The organism is Helicobacter sp. 13S00401-1 (assembly GCF_002272925.1).
In the GTDB taxonomy this organism is placed as follows: domain Bacteria; phylum Campylobacterota; class Campylobacteria; order Campylobacterales; family Helicobacteraceae; genus Helicobacter_I.
On the sequence record NZ_MLAR01000019.1, the window covers coordinates 1 to 20004 of the forward strand.

The following is a 20004-nucleotide window of genomic DNA, read 5'->3' on the forward strand; positions in this document are numbered from 1 at the left end:
AAATGGGAGTTTTATTAACGCATCTACTAGGGCTAATGGCTCAGTTGCAGCTGGTGCTACCGTGCAAAATCCCTTTGATGTATTTAGTCAAACTGGAGGAGTTAATAGCCTAGCTTCCATAGATCCTATAGCCAATACAGCTATAAATAATCAATTCAAAGAATTACAAAATCTAAGCGATACTTTTAAGACTATACAAAAGGCAAATGATGCAAACTATCTTCAAGCTAAAGATGTTAATGCTATGGCTCAAATGGGAATTAAATATTGGTTAAATACTGATACTGATAAGACAAATAATAATCCTACAGTTATATATACATCATATTCTAGGCTTTCTGGAGCTTTAGATTTACTTCAAAACAAGGGTCCAACAACAGTTGTTAGCACAACCTTTAATGGAATCACAAACACTACTACAACAACTGATAGTTTGGTTGCACTTGGTCAAAGGTTAAGCTCAGCTATCAATGGAACTAGTCAAGGGATTAATAGCAACTCGCTAAGTGATACATTAACTAGACTAGAAAGATATGTAAAACAAGCTAACGATAATATTACTAGAACACCTGGCATAAACTATGATGCTTACAACAATGCTATAGCTGCTCAAACTACGGCTATTAATAATTTACAAAATGTTATAACAACAGCCAAAAAAGCAATAGCTGATTACAATACTACTTATAAAGCTAACGATCAAGTTTTAGCTTCAATAAGTGTAGATTTTTGGGATAAAGACGCAACTCAAGCTGCTAATTATATAGTTGGACAGACAAATAATATAAAAACTGCTACTCAAAATATACAAGATGCTGCTAAAAAGCTTGATGATATTATAAACAATGGAGTACCTGGTACTACTACTGCAGGAGCTACAACAGCAGCCATCACTAGCTTACAAAAAGCTATAGATGATGTTGCTAAGACTTCACAACAAGTGGCTGTTCAAAGGGTCATAATAGCGGCTACTCAAGCAGCTTCTGAAGCAGCCTCTCAAGCCTCGCTTAATGCTGCTGCCCAAGATGCAGCAAGACGCAAAAACTCTACTCCAACCATCCTTCCTACAGCTAAGGCTGGATTAATAGCTTTCTTTGGTAAGCATCAATCTGTATCTGTAGAGTATCAATACTATTTTAGAAATACTAATCCATCTTTTACTAGTGGAGAAGTAACACTTAATTATGCTTATTACTTTGGTGGTAAGTAGGAAGATAGGTAGAAAGAAACTAGAAACTAGAAACTAGAAACTAGATAGTAGATAGTAGATAGGTAAAGTAGGTAAGTTAAGAGATAGGAAGGTAAGAAGGTGAGAAGAAAGTAGAAAAGCTAAGTAGGTAGGTTTTGTATATAAGATTTATATAATTTGTATAAGTTATATAAATCTTATAGCTCATATAATTCTTATGATTCTTATGACTTACGCAGTTCATATAATTTATATAATTCATATGATTTATATAACTTATATATAAGATTTATATATCAAGTTATATATTTAGTAAGTGCATTGGAATAGAGCTTATAAAGGTTTAGAATCTAAAGTGACTTAGATTCTAAACACAAATATTACTTCTAAATATAAAATACAAAGCAAAATCTAAAAATAAATATTAATTCTAAATACAAAACCAAATCTAAAATAAAAATAGATTCTAAACTTTCTAGATAACTAAAAACAACAATAACTAAAAACAATACTGTTAATTACAAAGAATATAGTTATAAAGACTATTTGGACTATTTTAGTCTACAAAGACTGTAGTAACAATCTTTGCAAGTTGAACATTAAAACTCTTTGTAGTCTTGCTGTATAAAAGTCTTATAAATCTTTTATAACCCTATAGAATCAATCTAACTTCATAAAGTTTAGAATCTTAATCTCTAAATCTTAAATCTTAATCTCTAAATCTACTTTCAAACTAACCTTAGATTTATCTTAATAAAATTTAGAATCTAAAGTAATTTAGATTCTAAACACAAACATTACTTCTAAATACAAAATCAAATCTAAAACCAAATATTAATTCCAAATATAAAGCCAAACTAAAATAAAAGTAGATTCTAAACTCTTCAAATAACCAAAAACAATGCTAAGTTATATTACACTAAGCACTAAGCACTAAGCACTAAGCACTAAGCACTTATAGCCTATCTGGCCTAGCGTCTTATAAAGTAGTTTCCTCTAAGTCTTATAGGTATAGGTTTTGGGGGGCGTTTTAAATCTTTTGCTGCTAGTTTTACTAGCTCTATTATCTGGTCGTCTATAGCACTAAAACTAGAACTTTTTATAATCTTAATATCACTTATATGTCCATCTGGATAAAGCGTAAACTCAACCACACCCACACCTTGCTGTCCAAAGTAGGCAGCTATACTTGGATAGCCTAGTCTATTTGCATAGTACTGAAACACTTGGCCATTAAGCATATAGCTATCAACTATGTACTTTTTATCTTCTAAGCTCATATTCCCAAATTTTTCGCCATAAAGATCAGCTATATCTTCTCTAGCACTAGGCGGCAAGGCGTTTATAGAATCTTGTAAGGAAAGATTAGCCTGTGAGAAGCTTTGCTGCGGGCTTGGTGGGACTTGATAAGGGTGGAAGTCTTCTTGATCTGCTGGTCTTAAAGACTGCAAGTTTACATCAGTACTTGGAGTTTGTTCATTACTTGCTTGCTCATTACGCGTTTCATTGGCAGTAGAGTTTGGGCTAGGTGGAGGTAAGATTCCATCTTTGCTAAGCTCTTTTTTAGTTTCTACTTTTTTACTAGCTAGTGTTTTAGGTACTGGCTTAGGAGTAGGCTTAGCTATAGGCTTACTAACTGGCTTTTTAGGTTTGGGCTGTGTTTTTGGCGTAGGAGGTGTAGGTGGTGGGGTAGGAAGCTGGGTAGGCTTAGGCGTAGGTAGTGCAGTTTTAGGGTTAAAAGGCACTATGGCACCGCCAGGTTTATGCTTAGTTTTATCCAAAGATCCCCCAGTTAGCTCTATACTAAGTGGTGTAAGCTTTTGTTTTTTTGTAGGGGGGATTAGAAAGATTAGCAAGATAATTAGTGCGTGAAAGAGTAGTGAGACTAAAAAGGCTAGTAAAAATCTATCTCTATAAAACAAGTTAAGTATTTTTTAACAAGTCTTTAAAGTCTAAAGAAGTAAGTTCTTCTTCGTCCTTATCGCCTCTAGCCTTAGCTGCCCTGTCTTGCAAGCTCTCATCTTCAAGGTTTAATGTATCTATGAGTGTTATGTTATTAGGAGTAAGCCCTAGGATGTAGCTTTTATCTTTATACTTAAAAGAAACTATCTTAGACTTAGAATCTATAGCCTTTAAAAGCTTTAGCTCAGCGCTAATATCTATGCCTTTTTTACGGTTAATCTTAAGACGCACTACATAAAGAATGATAAGTAGCACTATCATAACACCTAGTATCATAAAGTACTTTGAGTAGCTAAAGTCATAGGCTGACTTAGGGGAGAGATTATTAAAAAAAGAAGAGTTTGCACTAGAATCTGAACTAGATGCTGCGCTGGCTTCACTAGGCGCACTATTAGCCACTTGGCTAGGCAAAGGGGCTGGCTTTAAAAAAGCTGGTTTATCTAAGACATCAGCAGTTTTTATGTTAGTAAAAATGATATAAAAGTCACTTCCTAAAGTATAAAAACTAACGTTGTAGTTAGTTTTAGATGCAAGACTTAGTAAATAGGTATTATTTTGCATAAAGCCATTAAGTACGCCTATATCAGTTTGAAAAGAGCTTTTAGGAAGATTTAGGTTAGGAAGAGAGATGATGATATTTTTACCGCCACCACTTATATCACTTCTTGTAAAGCTTGGAGTACTCACTTTAGCATCACTTATCTTTAAACCTAGACTTATATCTTTAGTATCTAAGACTTTGCTAAACTGGCTTAGGTCTCTAAGTACTGAGATATTACTCGCAAAAAGCGAGCTAAGAAATAGCAAAACTACAACTAGTGCGCGCATACCTTAGACTTCATCCTCTTTACTTTCTCTAGCTATGTAATAAACTATAGCATTAGAATCTAAAATCTCATTTATCCTAATGGCTAAGTTCTTCTCATAGACCATAACTTCTCCCTTACCTATAACGCGCCCATTAACAAAGGTTTCTACACTAGCACCTGCTGGTTTTTGCAAGTCTATAGTAGAACCTTTTTCATAGCGCAAGATATCAGCTAAAGAAACAGTAGTGCTTCCAAGCTCGGCACTAAAGTTTACTTGCATATCAAGCAAGCCTTCATAGTTACTCATCATATCTTCAAGATAGGTTGCTAACTCTATCTCTTCTGGAGTGTGGACTTGCTTTTTATCTAAGATGTTGTATCGATTATCTCTTGAGAACTTCGCCATCAAAACTCCTTTTAAGATCCTTACTTTAACGCTTTGGATTCTACAATGTGTAAATCCTTACAACGACTAGCTTAATTATACATTGCTATATCTTAGTGTTACTACATATAGTAGAATACCTAAGCTTATTAATAAGGAGTTTTTGTGAAGCAAATCAGTCCTAATCTATTCATAAAAGAAGGTCATATCTCAAATATAGACTTTAGTAATATCACTTCAAAGCTAGCTGTAGAATCTGGCTTTGGCGCCCTAAGCACCTTTGAAGGCATAGTTAGAGATGACAAGATAGCTGGAGAAGACTTAAAAGATAAAGAAGCCCCAAAAGTAGAGGCTTTAAAGTTTCAAATCTATGAGCCACTTTTTATAAAGTGGATGAGGGAGTGGCAAGAAAAGGCTAGTAAAAAAGGTGTAGTCTTGGCCTTAGCCCACTCTTATGGAGTAGTTAAAGTTGGCGAGACTAGTTATGTAGCAAGTGTTATGTCTAAGCATAGAAAGCCAGTTTTAGAGCTTTTTGCCAGCTTTGTAGATGACTTTAAGGCTAATGCACCCATTTGGAAGTTTGATATAGCTAATGGTAAAGAAATCTATGCCCTAGATCGCTCTCAAACCTTAAAGCATAGCGGTCTACTTAAGTAAAGGAGAAAAACATGGACTTAATAAAAGTTGGAATCTTAGTAACAAGCGATAGAGCGTTTAATAATATCTATGAAGACTTAAGTGGTAAAGAGATAATGAGAGTCTTAAAAGAGTATATATTAAATGAGATAGAGTTTAACTACCTCTTAGTTGAAGATAACTATGAAGATATAGTTAGGGGACTAAAAACTTTAGGTGAGCAAAACTCCTTAGTAGTGACAACTGGCGGCACAGGTCCTGCTAAAAGAGATGTAACACCAGAGGCCACTTTAGCAGTGTGTGAAAAAGAACTTCCAGGTTTTGGAGAGCTTATGAGGAGTGAAAGCTTAAAGTATGTCCCAACTGCCATACTTTCAAGACAAACTGCAGGGATCTATAAAAACTGCCTTATCATCAATCTCCCCGGTAAACCAAAGTCAATCGCAGAGTGTTTAGTAGCAGTCTTCCCCGCTGTGCCTTACTGCATAGACTTGATAGAAGGCCCTTTTATAGAGGTTAATGAAGCTAAGATAAAAGCCTTTAGGCCAAAAAGTAGGTAGATACTAAGATGACAAAGATTGCCATCATCCCATCTCGTGCTGGGAGTAAACGCTTTAAGCGTAAGAATATATATCCATTTTTAGGCGTTAGTATGCTGGAGCGAAGTATAAGACTAGCTGCAAGTGTGTGTAACTTAGTAGTAGTAAGCAGTGATGATAAAGAGATGTTAGAGCTTGCTTCAAATATGGATACTACTCTTAGGAAAGAAGGGTTTATAGGCCATATTATGGCTTATAAAAGAAGCCCTGAGTTAAGTCAAGATAGTGTGCCAACTCTACCTGTTTTAATAGATGTATTACAGGCTATGAAAGAAGTTAGTAGTCTTTTGCAAGGCACTTCACCTAAGGATAGAATCTACTCTGGCTCGCTAGTAGTATGCCTTTATCCAACAGCAGTGCTTTGCACTAAAGAAGAGATGCTAAATGCCATGGATTTACTTTTAGATTCTAGTGCTAAAAGTGGCACTAAGATAAGCTACGTAGCAAGTGTGTATAAAGCAAGAGGAGCTTTGCGTAGCTTTGAGTTAAAAGAAGGCTTTATAGATTTTTTACATCCTGAATATCTAAGCACACAAAGTCAAGACTTGCCACCAGTGTATATGGACGCTGGGCAGTTTTATATAGGACGGGTTGCTTCATTTCTAGAAGGTGTGCCACTTTTAGGTAAGCAAACACTAGGTTATGAAGTTAAACTTGCACAAGATATAGATACTTATGAGGACTATAAGATTGCTGAGTTAAAGCTCCTTTTATCCAAACTATGATCATAACTATCTTTACAGAGTGTGTTTTACAAAAAGGGCTAGGACACATAACTCGCTGTGCAAACATGTCTTCTTACTACTTAAGCTTAGGATATAAAGTACGTTTTTTAGTTAGAGGAGATGGAGATTTTAAAGATAGCTTAGAAGACTTGCTAAAACAAGAAGATTTCTTTTTACTGCCTTGTGCATGGGATGAAAGCAAGGATATAGAGTTTTTAAAAAGCGATATAAGCATAGTTGATAGCTACAAGCTTAACTTAGAAAACTTTAGCTTGCTAATAGATGCTAGTAAGGTGGTCTTGGCCTTAGATGACTTGGGTAACTTTGAAAGATTTAAAGAAAAGATTTACATCCTAGATTTAGGAGGCCTTTATAAAAAAGATTCTAAAGTCTTTGGAGGTTTAGAGTACTTTCCTCTAAATCCTTGTTTTAAAAATCTAAATCTAACTAAAAAGTATGACCTTTTAATCTGCTTTGGAGGAGAGGATACAAATGATCTAAGCTTTAAAAGCTTAGAGATTGCTAAGGAATATTTCAAGAGTATATGTGTAGTGCTTGGAAGTGCTTATAAAGGGAAGCTTAAAAGTGCTAATACTAAAGCTAAGCTTTTTTATAGTCTTACTCAAAAAGAACTTGCAGTACTTATCAATCAATCTAGCCTAGTCTTACTTCCTAGCTCTAGCCTAGCTCTAGAATCCTTAGCTTGTAAGGCAAAAACTATAGTTATAAAAACTGCTAGTAATCAAAAAGCACTTTTTAAAACACTTAGCACTTTAGGTGTAAAAACAGCTAGTCTAAAAGACTTAGAAACTAAACTAAAGCTTACAAATTTTGATGTGCCAAAAAAGCCTTTATGCATAGGTGCTAGCTTAGAATCTTTGCTTTATGATTTGCTACTAAAAGCGCTAAATCTCGCTATAAAAACTAGTAAGTCTAAACTTTTTACACTTGAAAATATGCAGGCAAAGCCTTTTAGCGACCTAGATGATAAAGACATAGCCCTAACACTTGAATATAGAAACCATCCCTTTGTCAGAAAGCACATGTATGAAGATAATCTTATAAGCATGAAAACGCATCTTAACTTTATTCACGCACAAAGGGACAATCTAAGTTCGCGCTACTTTTTAGTAAGTGATAAAACTAGACATCTTGGTGTTACAAGCCTAACTCGCATTAACTTAAAGCATAAAAATGCCTATCTTGGAATCTATAAAAATCCCTATCTTAAAAATCACCTTGGCAGCAAACTACTTGATATGATTTGTTTTATAGCTAAAGAGCTTGGTTTATATATGTTATTTTTAGAAGTTATAGAGGATAATCTAAGTGCTATAAGGCTTTATGAAAAGTATGGGTTTAAACGCATGGGGAAGCTAGAAGCTGCCTTTTATCAAGAAGCTAGCTTTAAAAATGTACTTATATATGGGATAGGCATTAATTAAAAAAAGTACGTGGTGTGCATATAAAAGCATAAAAGCTTTCATGGGCAAAAGGTATTTTGATTATTATTTAGTGCTGTTTTCCTAGTCTTTTGCAAGTAGTGAGATATGTTTTTGTTTATCGTTATGTATTAGTGGTATTATGTGCTAAACATGGCACTTTACGCTATAAAAAAAGTAATCTTTGTCTATTAAATATAAAATCTAGATTAAAAAGTAATAAAAATAGTTCTATATCAAAACTAACTTAAAACTTAAAAATAGCATTTATTCTAAGCATAAAGCCTAGCGGGCATATACTCTATCTTTAATCTAGAATTTACACTTAGCACTTAGAATCTAGCTTAAAACTAGATTCTGACTTAAAGATAGGCTATAAGTTTGTTAAGTTTTTATGAGAGCTTGTTTATTAGGTTTTGTTTATAGAATCTAAATTACTTTAGATTCTATAAAGTTACAAAAGATTTATAAGACTTTTATATAGCGAGATTGTAAAGAGTTTTTAAAAGTGATGCTATAAAGATTCTTTAATGTTTAGTCTACAAAGATTATTGCCTGTAGTCTTTGTAGTCTAAAATAGTCTTTATAACTACAGTCTTTGTGATTAATAATATTGTTTTTAGTTATTTGAAGAGTTTAGAATCTATTTTTTATTTAAGATTATGTTTTTTGTATTTAGAATTAATACTTACTTTTAGATTTTGCTTTGTATTTTATATTTAGAAGTAATGTTTGTATTTAGAATCTAGATCTTAGATTCTGAATCCTAAAGACTTTAGATTCTAAATCTTTTTAAACCTCTACTTTAATGCACTTACTAAATATATAACTTAACTATATAAATCTTATATAGTTAAGTTATATAAATCATATGAACTATAAACCATATGTTTTATAAGATTTATACAATTCATACAAATTATATAAATCTTAATATATAAAACTTACCTACTTAGCTTTTCTACTTTCTTCTCACCTTCTTACCTTCCTACCTCTTAACTTACCTACTTTACCTACTTTACCTACTTTACCTACTTTACCTACTTTACCTACTTTACCTATCTACTATCTACTATCTACTATCTACTATCTAGTTTCTAGTTTCTAGTTTCTAGTTTCTAGTTTCTAGTTTCTTTCTACCTATCTTCCTACTTACCACCAAAGTAATAAGCATAATTAAGTGTTACTTCTCCACTAGTAAAAGATGGATTAGTATTTCTAAAATAGTATTGATACTCTACAGATACAGATTGATGCTTACCAAAGAAAGCTATTAATCCAGCCTTAGCTGTAGGAAGGATGGTTGGTGCTGAGTTACGACGTGAGTTAGCAGCAGCTGCGGCAGCGGCTCCAACTTCTCCGTTTTGTGCTACAGCAACCGCAAGAACAGCATCTGATAAATCTTTATTTGCAGCTTCTACATCTGCTACAGCTTTTTTAAGACTTTTTACAGTGCTTCCATTGCTTGTAATTTCTGTAGTTGTAACATTTTGATTGCCAGTTCCAACTTGTATGTTTAATGGTTTGTTTGATTCCTTCACGGCAGGAAGATTTGTTGTAGCTTTTACTGCATTTCCTTGTGCATTACCATTTATGATTCCATCTATAGTTTGTGCGCTATCTTGGGTTTTTAGTGCATTCATAGCTGTAGGGTTTAGTTGACCATTTGCTAAACTTACGATTGATTGCTTTAGCTGATCAGTAACTTGATTATTGCCATCACCTGCACTTTGATATTTTGACGTAACAGTTTGTACTGCACTTGTAGTTTGCGAAGCGGTTTGTGTTTCACCATAACCAAAGACATTTCTTAAGTTATCAGGACTAAGCGTTCTAACGTTATTTGTGTTTACAGTGATTTCTTTTTGCAGCACATTTAGAGTTGTATTTAATGCTGCTAGTGCATTTTGTTGTCTTGCTAAAGGCTGACTTAATGCACTTTGAGCTGCTGGATTATTTATACTTGCCAAAACGACTGAAAGCTGGCTTGCTGCAGTATTAACATCATTTATAGCTGTGGCTAGTTGAGAAGAATTTATGGTATTTATACTTGCAGCATCTAAAGTTTGATTGTTGTTAATTATAGAATCTAGACTGTCAGAAAGAGATGATACTGTGTTTCCATACAGATTACCTATATTTGATCCAGATCCAGAATCTGCATTAGAGTATATTGCGCCTGCTCTATTCCCTAGATCTAACACTTGTATTAATCTTCCAGCAGCAAATGTAGCATTACCTGATTGATATGCTGATGTTAATCTATCTTGTGCAAATAGCATATCATTAGCTCCCACACGACTTAAAGTAGCATTTTGCAAGCTAGTTTTTGAAAGTGTTTCTACCATAGAATTAAGATTTTTTACCGCTGTATTAAGTCTATCACTTACTGCATTTATTGTCGGATTGTTTAATAAGAAAGAAGCAGCATTTAACCCCGTAGCACCAGCTGCAACTGAGCCATTAGCCCTAGTAGATGCGTTAATAAAACTCCCATTTTCATCAAGGTTTATTTTTAAGTTAATATTAACTTATATATAGAGCACTTAATCTAGAACTTACAAAAACTTTAATCTAAACTTATGTAAATCTTTAGTAGTAAAATGTATAGCTCTTAGTTTTAACTTAAAAATAAGTCTTGATAAAAATTAGTTTTAACTTATATAAATCTTAAAATTGATTTACATAGTTTTTAATCTAGGCTTACATAAATCTTTAATATTAAATTACAAAGTTTTTAATCTAAAACTTGTATAAACCTTAACATTAGCTTACATAGTTGTTAGGGTTAACTTATACAATCCTTAGTTTTAACTTAAAAATAAGTTTTGATGAAAATGGGAGTTTTATTAACGCATCTACTAGGGCTAATGGCTCAGTTGCAGCTGGTGCTATAGGCTTAGATACATCTTTTGCTTTAGGAGGAAATGCTACTATAACTACACTAAGTCAAGCAGTAGATTCTAATATCCAGCAGCTTCAAGATGCTATATCTGCTTTATCTCCAGCTAGTGTATCTTTAGCTAATGCAAGCAAGGAACAAGCAGATAGATTGCAAAATGGATTTAGTGGTTATTTAGGTGCATTAGGAAATCTTCTTGGCACAAACTCTGTAGTATCTAGTACTACAAACTCCATAAAATATAGCGGTTCTGCAATTGGTTTTGCATTGACAGGTGTTTCAAGCGCAACAACTTCTCTAGTTAATGCAATAGATTCTTATGATAGTTTAGCCTCTAAAGCATCTAGTTTTAATAGCATAGTAAACGGAAACACTAGTCTTACGCTAGGTGACGTCAACACTCCAAATAATGGCATCAATAATAACTCTCAACTATCTAATACTCTTAATAACTTAAGAAATAGTGTAGTAAACCTACAAAGTGCTTTAACTATACCCAGTATAGTTTCTAACAATCCAGATGTATTAAGCGCTAAAGCTGCTCAGATGGCAAGCCTTCAACAACTTAGTGCTACGATAAATGCGCTCCAAACTGCAGTGAATATAAATACGGCTAATGTAGTAAGTGCAAACAAAACTAAATTGGAAACATTGGCTAGGCGTCCAGTTCCAGGCAGTAGTTATCCAAATCAAGCACCTGCTACAGCCGCAAATGAGTTAACTTGGTATGTGGCTAGTGGCCATTATGATACCACTAAAGGTAATCCGGATCAAACTGATGATAACAATGGCCGCCCTTTTATAAAAGATCAGCTAGCCAATCTGATAAGTACACAATCTACTGCAGCAAACAGTATAAATCCACTAGTGCAAAATGCTCAAAATGCAGCTACTAGTGCTAATAGCATACAGGGTATTATAAATGGCAATAATGGTAGTAGCACGGCAGTAACATATGATACCGTTAAAACTATAATTACTAAAACTCCAACTGGCACAACAACAACTGTAACTACTTACTTAAATGGAGATCCAAGTAAAGCCACAAATCCAGTGACAACTACAAACCCTAACGATAAATTGGATACGTCAAAGACTACAGCCACTTCAACAACCAATATTGTGTATTCTCAAGTAGCGCGTAATTTACAAGAATCTAATGGTACTAATATCAAGAACCTAAACGAAGCTATAAAAGATGTAAGGGCAGCTAACGAAAAGCTAGAACAAGCAGTATCAGCTGCAGTTATAGCTCAAAACAAAGCAGCAGGAGCGGCTGCAAGAGAAGGAGCACGTCGTAACTCAGCACCTACCATCCTTCCTACAGCTAAGGCTGGATTAATAGCTTTCTTTGGTAAGCATCAATCTGTATCTGTAGAGTATCAATACTATTTTAGAAATACTAATCCATCTTTTACTAGTGGAGAAGTAACACTTAATTATGCTTATTACTTTGGTGGTAAGTAAGTGGTGAGTAAAAAGCAGTAAGAAAGGAAGTAAGTTTTATATTTAGTAAGTGTATTTAAGTAGAGTTTAAAAAGATTTAGAATCTAAAGTCTTTAAGACTTAGAATCTAAATCTAAACCTAAATCTAACTCCATAAAGTTTAGAATCCTAAATCCTAAATCCTAAATCCTAAATCCTAAATCCTAAATCCTAAATCCTTTAATCTTTAATCTCTTAAATCTACTTTCAAACTAACTCTAGGTTTAGAATCTAAATTACTTTAGATTCTAAAAATAAAACCTAATAAATAAGTTCTCATAAACAAGCTCTCATAAAGACTTAACAAACTTATAGTTTATCTTTAGGTCAGAATCTAGTTTTAAACTAGATTCTAAGTGCTAAGTGTAGATTCTGGATTAAGGATAGAGTATATGTTCGCTAGGTTTTATGTTTAGAATAAATGCTATTTTTAAGTTTTAAATTAGTCTTACTCCTAGTATATGGTAGATGTTAAAAACAAAATCACTACACTTACTAAAAAAGCTAGCAATGGCACCACTTAGATACAACCCATCACTAAAAAGCAGCATAAAAATATCACATAGTTAGAGCTTATTTACACAAGGCTAGTGCTTAATATCACTACATAGTTATACGGGTTTATATAATATGTTGCAGACCTACAAAGTAAGACTATAAACCTTACTAAACTCTCTTTATAGCGGCATAGAAAAAGGCTTTTTTGTGCCAATCTATTAGCTTCCCCAAGCTTTTAAAGCGCTATTGTCATTAGATATTGTTTTAAAAACGACTATTTAGATGCTTTTTGTGAAGCATAAGATCTTGTGCGACATAAAAAAGCATATAATTTATAAAACGATAAACAAATTGAGCATAAATTTGGCACGCTCATTGCTTATAATTAATCACAAGAGCGAAAGCTTATAAATCTAATAAGGATATTTGATGAAAAAGAAAATCTTAGCTGCTACTGTCATCTCAGTAGCATCACTGGCAATACTTGCAGGTTGCTCTAATCCAGGGATGGCTTCTGCTAACTTAGTACCACCAAGCGCGGGAAATGCCCCACTAGCGCCAGTTCAAGTACCAGCTTATCCACCTCTAGGATATAACACTAATCCAAGCGTTATGGCACGTCCTAGCATGCCACTTCCACCACAAAACGTAGCAGTAAGTGCGCCTCAACCACTTCCTTACAGACAGCAAGTTGCCCAGTATCAGCCAGCGCCACAGCCTCAACCACGCTATGATCCAGCGCCAAGATTCCAAAGAGAACCACTAACTCCACCTAAAGCTGAAGGTTCAGACTTTGATGGAAATATCCCTAACTCTCCTATACTTGCGCCTAATAACGTTATAGAATTAAACGTAGTTGGCATGGGTGTAGCACCAGAATCTACCATCAGTCCAGCTCAAGCACTAGCCTTAGCTAAGAGGGCAGCTATAGTTGATGGCTATAGACAGTTAGGTGAAAAGATGTATGGTATCCGTGTTAATGGTCAAGATACAGTAAGAGACTTAGTGCTTCAAAACTCGACTATTAAAACAAAGGTGCAAGCACTAATTAAAAATGCAGAGATAACTGAGACAGTTTATAAAGATGGACTTTGCCAAGTTAGTATGGAGTTAAAACTAGATGGAAGAGTTTGGCATAGAGCCTTAGGTTTAAGAGGCTAAGATGAAGCTTTTAGTTAAACTAGCACTTCCTGTCTTAGCAGGACTTTTCTTAGTAGCTTGCGCTTCAAGAAGTCCTGAGGCTAATGCCTTTGGAAGAGGACTTCCTGAAGAGCAAAAGCCTATGAATTTACAAGACAGTGAGATTAAACTAGTTTATATACAAACTCCACTTTTTAACTTCTATGACTACGCTAGGCTTAATACCTATAGAAGCGGTCTTATCAAACTAGAGCTCTTTAAGTATGGTCAGCCTATAGGCTCTATACGCATAAAAGGCTCAAGGATGTGCATTTTAAATGAGTGCAGCTTCAAGTGGCCTATATCTAAAAAATTCTTTGGGCCTGTTAGCTATGGGGATTTATTTCAAGATATATTATTTGGCAAAGATATATTTAATGGTAGAGGTAAGATAGTTGCTGCTAATAACGTCGTAGTACAGCGCTTCCAGCAAAGTGGTCAAGTCATCTACTATGAAAGAAAGCCAGGCCATAGGCTTTTTAAAAACCTTAGCACTAATGTAACTATAGCCATAGATGACTACAATAATCCAAGCATAGATAACGGAGTTAAAAACTCCTTAGCTATCCCAGAAACTGCAAACTAAGTCTTCTTTTTTATCAAAAGTTATGGAGATTCCATAACTTCTTTCTTACTTATAAATCTTTTTCAAGCTATCTAACTTTGAAGTAGCGTTTAATAAAAGTGCGTCAGCTAAAACTAGTGCTACTAAGCTTTCACACACTACGCTGCCTCTTATGCCTATACAAGGATCATGCCTTCCTTTTAGCTTGAAGTTAACTTCATCTCCACTTGTGTTTAAACTAGCTTGTTCTAAAAATATGCTTGGAGTTGGTTTAAAGTGTGCTTTTAAAACTAGCGTGTCACCATTACTTATGCCTCCTAAGATTCCACCTGAGTTATTAGTCTTAAATCCATCTTTATATAAAAAGTCATTATTTATAGACCCTCTAGTTTGACTAGCCTTAGTGCCCAAACCTATCTCAACAGCCTTTACTCCATTTAGTCCCATTAGGCTACTTGCAAGCATGGAATCTAGTTTATGATACATAGGCTCGCCTAGACCAACTGGTATATTAAAAGCTTTTATAAGCACACTTGCCCCAAGGCTATCTCCTTCACGCTTAGCTTCTAAGACTATCTCTTTCATACTAGATTCTAAGCTAGTATCAAGGGCAAAGACTTCACTTTCTTTTGCCTTTAAAAATGCCTCTTTATCAAAGTCTTTATAATCTAAACCAATCTTTTCTATGCTCATCACTCCAGCATGCACTTCTATATCAAACTCACGCAATAATAGCTTTGCAAAGCCTCCTGCTAAAACCCTAGCTACACTCTCCCTAGCACTAGCCCTGCCTCCGCCTTTATAGTCTCTTAGGCCGTATTTCTTAAAGTAGGTAAAGTCTGCATGAGCTGGCCTAAAGATATCTTTTATCTCACTATAATCTTTGCTTTTTGTGTTTTCATTTGGCACAAAAAAGCCTAGTGCTGCACCTGTGCTTACACCTTCAAAAACTCCACTTAGAATCTTAAAGCTATCTTCTTCTTTTCTAGGAGTAGCAAACTTAGAGCCTCCTTTTCTTCTAGCAACTTCAGCTTCTAAAAACTCCATATCTATCTTTAATCCAGCTGGAAGGCCACTAAGCACACCACCTATGCCTTCTCCATGACTTTCTCCAAAGCTAGTAAAAACTAGTCTTTCTCCCATGCTATCCATTTTTATCCTTTGTTTTTGTTTTTATATGGTTTAGTGCTACGTTTTATGCTATTTAAATCAGTGTGATTTAGTCTTATGTGACTTGTGCTTTTTAGTTTATCAAAAGCTACTTTTGCTGCAAGCTGCTCGGCTTTCTTTTTAGTATTAGCCCTAGCTTTTCCTTGCGGTAAGGAGTTACAACGTACTTCTACAGTAAAAGTCTTATTATGATCTGGGCCACTTTCTTCTAAAACTACATACTCTGGTGTTTGTTCAAAAAGCTTTTGAGTTAGCTCTTGTAAGGCTCCTTTGTAGTCATCAAAACCTGAGTTTTTATAGTGACTTTCTAAGTCCTTAGGAAAGAGGAATCTAAAAACTTTAAAGGCTTTATCAAAGCCACTTTCTACAAATATCGCTCCTAGCACTGCTTCTAAGGCATCAGCTATAAGGCTAGGCTTACTCCTGCCACCATTAGCCTCTTCAGCTTCTGAGATAAATAAAAACTTAGAAAGTTCTATCTTTTCAGCCATGATAAAAAGCGCACCTTCATTAACAAAATAAGTGCGCATCTTGCTTAAGATTCCTTCTTGTTGGGTAGGAAAAGTATCATATAAGATCTTAGAGACAAACAAATCTAAAACTGCATCTCCTAAAAACTCTAGCCTTTCGTTGTTTTTTTGATAGTTTGGGTTTTGGTGCTTATAGCTTTTATGACTTAGGGCATTTTGAAGTAAGTCTTTGTCTTTAAAAGTATAGTGCAGTCTTTTTTCTAAGTCAGCTAAATCTTTAGTGTCTAAGTTTGGCATAGTTTAGTTTTCCTTACGTCTTTTAGGGATTTTAAATTAAATCCTAAATTAGCTTTTAAGTTAGTAAATCTTAAAATCAAATTATTAAGAATTTTAAGAAACAAAGGCCACATAATGGAAATTAAAAATGTAAAAAGAGTCCTAGTAAAGTTTAGCGGCGAAGCGCTAGCAGGAGATGCTGGGTCTGGCATAGATTTAGAGATATTAAAATTCGTAGCTAATGAGATAAGGCAACTTGCAAACGCAAACTTTGAGATAGGCATAGTCATAGGTGGGGGTAATATCATAAGGGGAGTTAGTGCTGCAGAAGGAGGCATCATAAGACGTACTAGTGGCGACTATATGGGCATGCTAGGAACTGTGATAAATGCTATAGCCTTGCAAGAGGCTTTAGAGTATCTAGGACTTGATGTGAGAGTACAAAGTGCTATAGATATAACAGAAGTTTGTGAAAAGTACATCTATAGAAAGGCTATAAGGCACTTAGAAAAAAACCGTATAGTAGTTTTTGGTGCTGGCACTGGGAATCCTTTCTTTACTACTGATACAGCAGCTACTTTAAGGGCAGTTGAAATTGGCGCAGACCTAATCATAAAAGCTACTAAAGTAGATGGTGTTTATGATAAAGACCCTAATAAGTTTAGTGATGCTAAGCTTTTAAAAACACTAAACTATGATGAGGCTTTAAGAGACCATATAAGAGTTATGGATGACACAGCTATCGCCCTAGCAAAAGATAATAAGCTCCCTATACTAGTATGCAACATGTTTAAAGAAGGCAATCTAAACGCCATCTTAACTGAGTGTAGTGGCGAGTACTCTATAGTGAGTTAAGGTATGGATATGAAGTTAATCTCATGGAATGTAAATGGTCTAAGGGCTTGTATGACTAAGGGCTTTATGGATTTTTTTAAAGCAAGTGATGCAGATGTATTTTGCATACAAGAATCTAAGATGCAAGAAAGTCAAAGTACTTTTAACTTTGAAGGCTATCACGTTAGTTGGAATGACGCAGAAAAAAAAGGCTACTCAGGCGTAGTAACTTTTAGTAAAACTAAGCCTTTGAAAGTCGTTAATGACATGGGTATAGAAAGGCACGATAAAGAAGGGCGTATCATATGTTCTGAGTTTCCTAACTTTTATCTAGTTAATGTTTATACGCCTAATTCTAAGTCTGAGTTAGAAAGGCTAGAATATAGACAGGAGTGGGAAGATGACTTTAGGACCTACCTTGCTAATCTTCACAAGAGTAAGCCAGTAGTAGTTTGTGGTGACTTAAACGTAGCCCACACTGAGATAGATCTTAAAAATCCAAAGACTAATACAAGAAATGCTGGCTTTACTATAGAAGAGCGAACTAAGTTTAGCGAGCTTTTAGAATCTGGTTTTATAGATACTTATAGATTCTTTTATCCTAATAAAGAAGGGGCCTATACTTGGTGGAGCTATAGAAGCAACGCTAGGGCTAAAAATGTCGGCTGGAGGATAGACTACTTTTTAGCAAGCACTGATTTAAAAGCTAATCTTAAAAGTGCTTGCATATATCCAGAGATACATGGAAGTGATCACTGTCCAGTAGGCTTAGAGTTAGAGTTTAAGTAAGAGTTAAATTGCATATTAAGCACTAGCAAGGCAAGTATTAGCTTAGACTTGTCTTAAAACGCTTTCTTGTTTTAACTGTAAGGATGCCACTATGTTTATATGTCATTCTTGCTAGATACTAGCTTGCTTTGGTGTGCGTGATGATTTAGCTTATTTCAAAGAGTGCATAAATCACTTATATGTTTTGTTGTTTTATAGAATCTTAAGTGTTAGATTCTAAACTTTATGAAGTTAGATTTGGAATCTAAGTCTTAAAGACTTTAGATTCCAAATCTTTTTAAACTCCACTTTACTACACTTACTAAATATACAACTTAATATATAAATCTTATGTTTTATAAGATTTATATAATTCATGCAAATTATATAAATCTTAATATATAAAACCTTTTTTACCTTTTTTACCTTTTTTACCTACTATCTACTATCTACTATCTACTATCTACTATCTACTATCTAGTTTCTAGTTTCTAGTTACTTCTTACTTCCTACTTACCACCAAAGTAATAAGCATAATTAAGTGTTACTTCTCCACTAGTAAAAGATGGATTAGTATTTCTAAAATAGTATTGATACTCTACAGATACAGATTGATGCTTACCAAAGAAAGCTATTAATCCAGCCTTAGCTGTAGGAAGGATGGTAGGTGCTGAGTTACGACGCGAGTTAGCAGCAGCTGCAGCAGCGGCTCCAACTTGTGCATTTGCAGCAGCGGCTGCTAAAAGTTTAGCATTATCAAGTTTTTGAGTAGTTACTTGTACATCAGCTACAGCTTTTTTAAGTGATTTAACTGGAGTTTGTTGCCCATTTTGTTCTACATTTAAAATGCTAGCTTCAATTGGAACAGTGTATCCTGAAGCAATAGTTGCTGCATCAGTTGAAGTAGGCACTGTTCCTACCTTAGCAGTTACTGCATTACCGTTAGCATCTCCATTTATGATTCCATCTATCTTTTGGGTACTTGCCAATACGTTTAATGCATTAGTTACCATTGTTTTTCCAGTTTCCCCAAATTTTTGAGCCCTATTTATAAAAGTTTGTATATCGCTAGTTGTGGCATCGTTAGAAGTTAATTTACCTCTTAAATCATTCAAAAATTTTACTGTTGTATCTGCTGCTGGCCTTCCATTTTGAGCTAAACTAAAAGCATCTATGCTACTTTTTAGATTCTGTACATTTACAGAGTTATCATTCACTGCAGTTTGAAGTTGAGTGATTGTTGTACTTAAAGCATTTAGATCGGCTCTTTGTTGGGTATTAAGATTATCAATAGTTGCATTACCGGGTATAGTTAATGTACTATTTGAAACAGTAGCTATAGAGTTTCTTACATTTTGTATAGCTTGACTTAAGGCTGATTGATCAATATTTACTTGCAAGCTACTATTCAAATCAGGCTTGTTTAGCACTAAATAGCTAATATCATTTGCACTATCTAAAAAGTTACTAGTCCCTATATCTATAGTTTGTTTTGTCTGCCTACCTGAAGCATCAAAGAAAGAAAGCGCTGGCTTACCTGGATCATTAATCCTTGATGCACTATGATAGGTTGAGTTAGTGTCTCCATATAAATAACTTGCAATATCTCTTCCTGTGGCAGTTCTCCATACAGTAGATACACCATCAGCAAGTATCAGTCTATCAGTAGTGGGATCAGAAGTCCCACCACTATTAACCAACTTCTGATTGTTTGATGCCCAAGCAAGCATAGGATAAGTTAAATTATGCGCTACATTGGCCAAAATATCTGCTTGAGAGACACTAGTTGCACTCACAGTTTGAAGCTGACCTATAACATTTTCCAAATTCTGCATAGCTGCATTTTGATTATCTAAAGCTATAGATAATTGAGGATTATTTAAAGCAAATGCAGCAGCATTTAACCCCGTAGCACCGGCTGCAACTGAGCCATTAGCCTTAGTAGATGCGTTAATAAAACTCCCATTTTCATCAAGACTTATTTTTAAGTTAAAACTAAGGATTGTATAAGTTGATCTTAAGATTTATATGAGTTTGAAATTAAAGTTTATATAAGTTTTAGATTAAAAATTATATAAATTGATATTAGTAACTATGTGAATTTAAACTA

Annotated in this window: 17 protein-coding genes; 10 read left to right on the top strand and 7 right to left on the bottom strand. The window is 34.5% G+C overall.

The features are described 5' to 3' along the window. Window positions 1–1210, top strand: a 1210-nt coding sequence (locus BKH43_RS08530; protein WP_172402350.1) for a hypothetical protein, incomplete at its 5' end; no start/stop codon positions are given. A 950-nt stretch (window positions 1211–2160) separates the two neighbouring features. Here BKH43_RS08530 and BKH43_RS08535 read toward each other — a convergent pair. Genes BKH43_RS08535 through fliN form a run of 3 tightly spaced genes read right to left on the bottom strand, consistent with a single transcriptional unit; the run spans window position 2161 to window position 4366 of the window. Continuing rightward, the gene (locus BKH43_RS08535) at window positions 2161–3111 is read right to left on the bottom strand and encodes an energy transducer TonB (RefSeq protein WP_095230245.1); all 951 of its coding nucleotides are present in this window, start codon (window positions 3109–3111) and stop codon (window positions 2161–2163) included. Between the two features lies 1 nt (window position 3112). After that, on the bottom strand, window positions 3113–3979 hold the full coding sequence (locus BKH43_RS07650) for a flagellar biosynthetic protein FliO (protein WP_095230247.1): 867 nt from the start codon (window positions 3977–3979) through the stop codon (window positions 3113–3115). A gap of 3 nt (window positions 3980–3982) precedes the next feature. Next, window positions 3983–4366: a flagellar motor switch protein FliN gene (fliN, locus tag BKH43_RS07655; RefSeq protein ID WP_095230249.1), complete on the bottom strand. Its 384-nt coding sequence runs from the start codon at window positions 4364–4366 to the stop codon at window positions 3983–3985. 144 nt (window positions 4367–4510) lie between these two features. Here fliN and BKH43_RS07660 point away from each other — a divergent pair, with 144 nt between their 5' ends. The 4 genes from BKH43_RS07660 to pseH are packed head-to-tail and all read left to right on the top strand — an operon-like array spanning window position 4511 to window position 7750. Continuing rightward, window positions 4511–5002, top strand: a complete 492-nt coding sequence (locus BKH43_RS07660) for a molybdenum cofactor biosynthesis protein MoaE (protein ID WP_095230251.1) — start codon at window positions 4511–4513, stop codon at window positions 5000–5002. Between the two features lie 11 nt (window positions 5003–5013). Beyond that, window positions 5014–5541, top strand: coding sequence for a molybdopterin adenylyltransferase (gene mog, locus BKH43_RS07665; RefSeq protein WP_095230253.1), 528 nt, complete (start codon window positions 5014–5016; stop codon window positions 5539–5541). Between the two features lie 8 nt (window positions 5542–5549). After that, window positions 5550–6305, top strand: a complete 756-nt coding sequence (locus BKH43_RS07670; RefSeq protein ID WP_095230255.1) for an acylneuraminate cytidylyltransferase family protein — start codon at window positions 5550–5552, stop codon at window positions 6303–6305. Further along, entirely contained in the window at window positions 6302–7750 is a 1449-nt protein-coding gene (gene pseH / locus BKH43_RS07675) for a UDP-4-amino-4,6-dideoxy-N-acetyl-beta-L-altrosamine N-acetyltransferase (protein WP_095230257.1), read from the top strand. Before BKH43_RS07670 ends, pseH begins: the two co-directional genes overlap by 4 nt. 1145 nt (window positions 7751–8895) lie before the next feature. Here pseH and BKH43_RS07680 read toward each other — a convergent pair. Beyond that, a complete protein-coding gene (locus tag BKH43_RS07680; RefSeq protein ID WP_095230259.1) occupies window positions 8896–10095 on the bottom strand; it encodes a hypothetical protein in 1200 nt (399 codons plus the stop codon). Between the two features lie 431 nt (window positions 10096–10526). Here BKH43_RS07680 and BKH43_RS07685 point away from each other — a divergent pair, with 431 nt between their 5' ends. From BKH43_RS07685 to BKH43_RS07695, 3 genes are all read left to right on the top strand, one after another. Continuing rightward, a complete protein-coding gene (locus BKH43_RS07685; RefSeq protein ID WP_095230261.1) occupies window positions 10527–12116 on the top strand; it encodes a hypothetical protein in 1590 nt (529 codons plus the stop codon). 945 nt (window positions 12117–13061) lie between these two features. Next, window positions 13062–13793: an LPP20 family lipoprotein gene (locus BKH43_RS07690; protein ID WP_095230263.1), complete on the top strand. Its 732-nt coding sequence runs from the start codon at window positions 13062–13064 to the stop codon at window positions 13791–13793. Between the two features lies 1 nt (window position 13794). Beyond that, on the top strand, window positions 13795–14397 hold the full coding sequence (locus tag BKH43_RS07695) for a hypothetical protein (protein WP_095230265.1): 603 nt from the start codon (window positions 13795–13797) through the stop codon (window positions 14395–14397). Between the two features lie 45 nt (window positions 14398–14442). Here BKH43_RS07695 and aroC read toward each other — a convergent pair whose 3' ends face one another. Beyond that, window positions 14443–15528 (bottom strand): chorismate synthase, encoded by a 1086-nt coding sequence (gene aroC / locus BKH43_RS07700; RefSeq protein ID WP_095230267.1) that lies wholly within the window; start codon window positions 15526–15528, stop codon window positions 14443–14445. A 2-nt stretch (window positions 15529–15530) separates the two neighbouring features. Further along, window positions 15531–16313, bottom strand: a complete 783-nt coding sequence (gene rnc / locus BKH43_RS07705; RefSeq protein ID WP_095230269.1) for a ribonuclease III — start codon at window positions 16311–16313, stop codon at window positions 15531–15533. A 114-nt stretch (window positions 16314–16427) separates the two neighbouring features. On the opposite strand from rnc, the gene pyrH reads away from it, so the two are divergent. Beyond that, entirely contained in the window at window positions 16428–17147 is a 720-nt protein-coding gene (pyrH, locus tag BKH43_RS07710; protein WP_095230271.1) for a UMP kinase, read from the top strand. Window positions 17148–17156: 9 nt separating this feature from the next. Further along, window positions 17157–17915, top strand: coding sequence for an exodeoxyribonuclease III (locus tag BKH43_RS07715; protein ID WP_095230273.1), 759 nt, complete (start codon window positions 17157–17159; stop codon window positions 17913–17915). Window positions 17916–18403: 488 nt separating this feature from the next. Here the strand turns inward: BKH43_RS07715 and BKH43_RS07720 are convergent, their stop codons facing one another. Beyond that, window positions 18404–19720 (bottom strand): hypothetical protein, encoded by a 1317-nt coding sequence (locus tag BKH43_RS07720; protein ID WP_095230275.1) that lies wholly within the window; start codon window positions 19718–19720, stop codon window positions 18404–18406. Window positions 19721–20004 lie beyond the last annotated feature (284 nt).

Excerpts from the sequence above, each read along its gene's own strand:
- pseH (WP_095230257.1), top strand. The coding sequence starts at position 6,302 with ATGATCATAACTATCTTTACAGAGTGTGTTTTACAAAAAGGGCTAGGA.
- BKH43_RS07690 (WP_095230263.1), top strand. The coding sequence starts at position 13,062 with ATGAAAAAGAAAATCTTAGCTGCTACTGTCATCTCAGTAGCATCACTG.
- pyrH (WP_095230271.1), top strand. The coding sequence starts at position 16,428 with ATGGAAATTAAAAATGTAAAAAGAGTCCTAGTAAAGTTTAGCGGCGAA.
- BKH43_RS07670 (WP_095230255.1), top strand. The coding sequence starts at position 5,550 with ATGACAAAGATTGCCATCATCCCATCTCGTGCTGGGAGTAAACGCTTT.
- BKH43_RS07680 (WP_095230259.1), bottom strand. The coding sequence starts at position 10,095 with ATGGTAGAAACACTTTCAAAAACTAGCTTGCAAAATGCTACTTTAAGT.
- BKH43_RS07715 (WP_095230273.1), top strand. The coding sequence starts at position 17,157 with ATGAAGTTAATCTCATGGAATGTAAATGGTCTAAGGGCTTGTATGACT.
- aroC (WP_095230267.1), bottom strand. The coding sequence starts at position 15,528 with ATGGATAGCATGGGAGAAAGACTAGTTTTTACTAGCTTTGGAGAAAGT.
- BKH43_RS07650 (WP_095230247.1), bottom strand. The coding sequence starts at position 3,979 with ATGCGCGCACTAGTTGTAGTTTTGCTATTTCTTAGCTCGCTTTTTGCG.
- rnc (WP_095230269.1), bottom strand. The coding sequence starts at position 16,313 with ATGCCAAACTTAGACACTAAAGATTTAGCTGACTTAGAAAAAAGACTG.
- BKH43_RS07695 (WP_095230265.1), top strand. The coding sequence starts at position 13,795 with ATGAAGCTTTTAGTTAAACTAGCACTTCCTGTCTTAGCAGGACTTTTC.
- fliN (WP_095230249.1), bottom strand. The coding sequence starts at position 4,366 with ATGGCGAAGTTCTCAAGAGATAATCGATACAACATCTTAGATAAAAAG.
- mog (WP_095230253.1), top strand. The coding sequence starts at position 5,014 with ATGGACTTAATAAAAGTTGGAATCTTAGTAACAAGCGATAGAGCGTTT.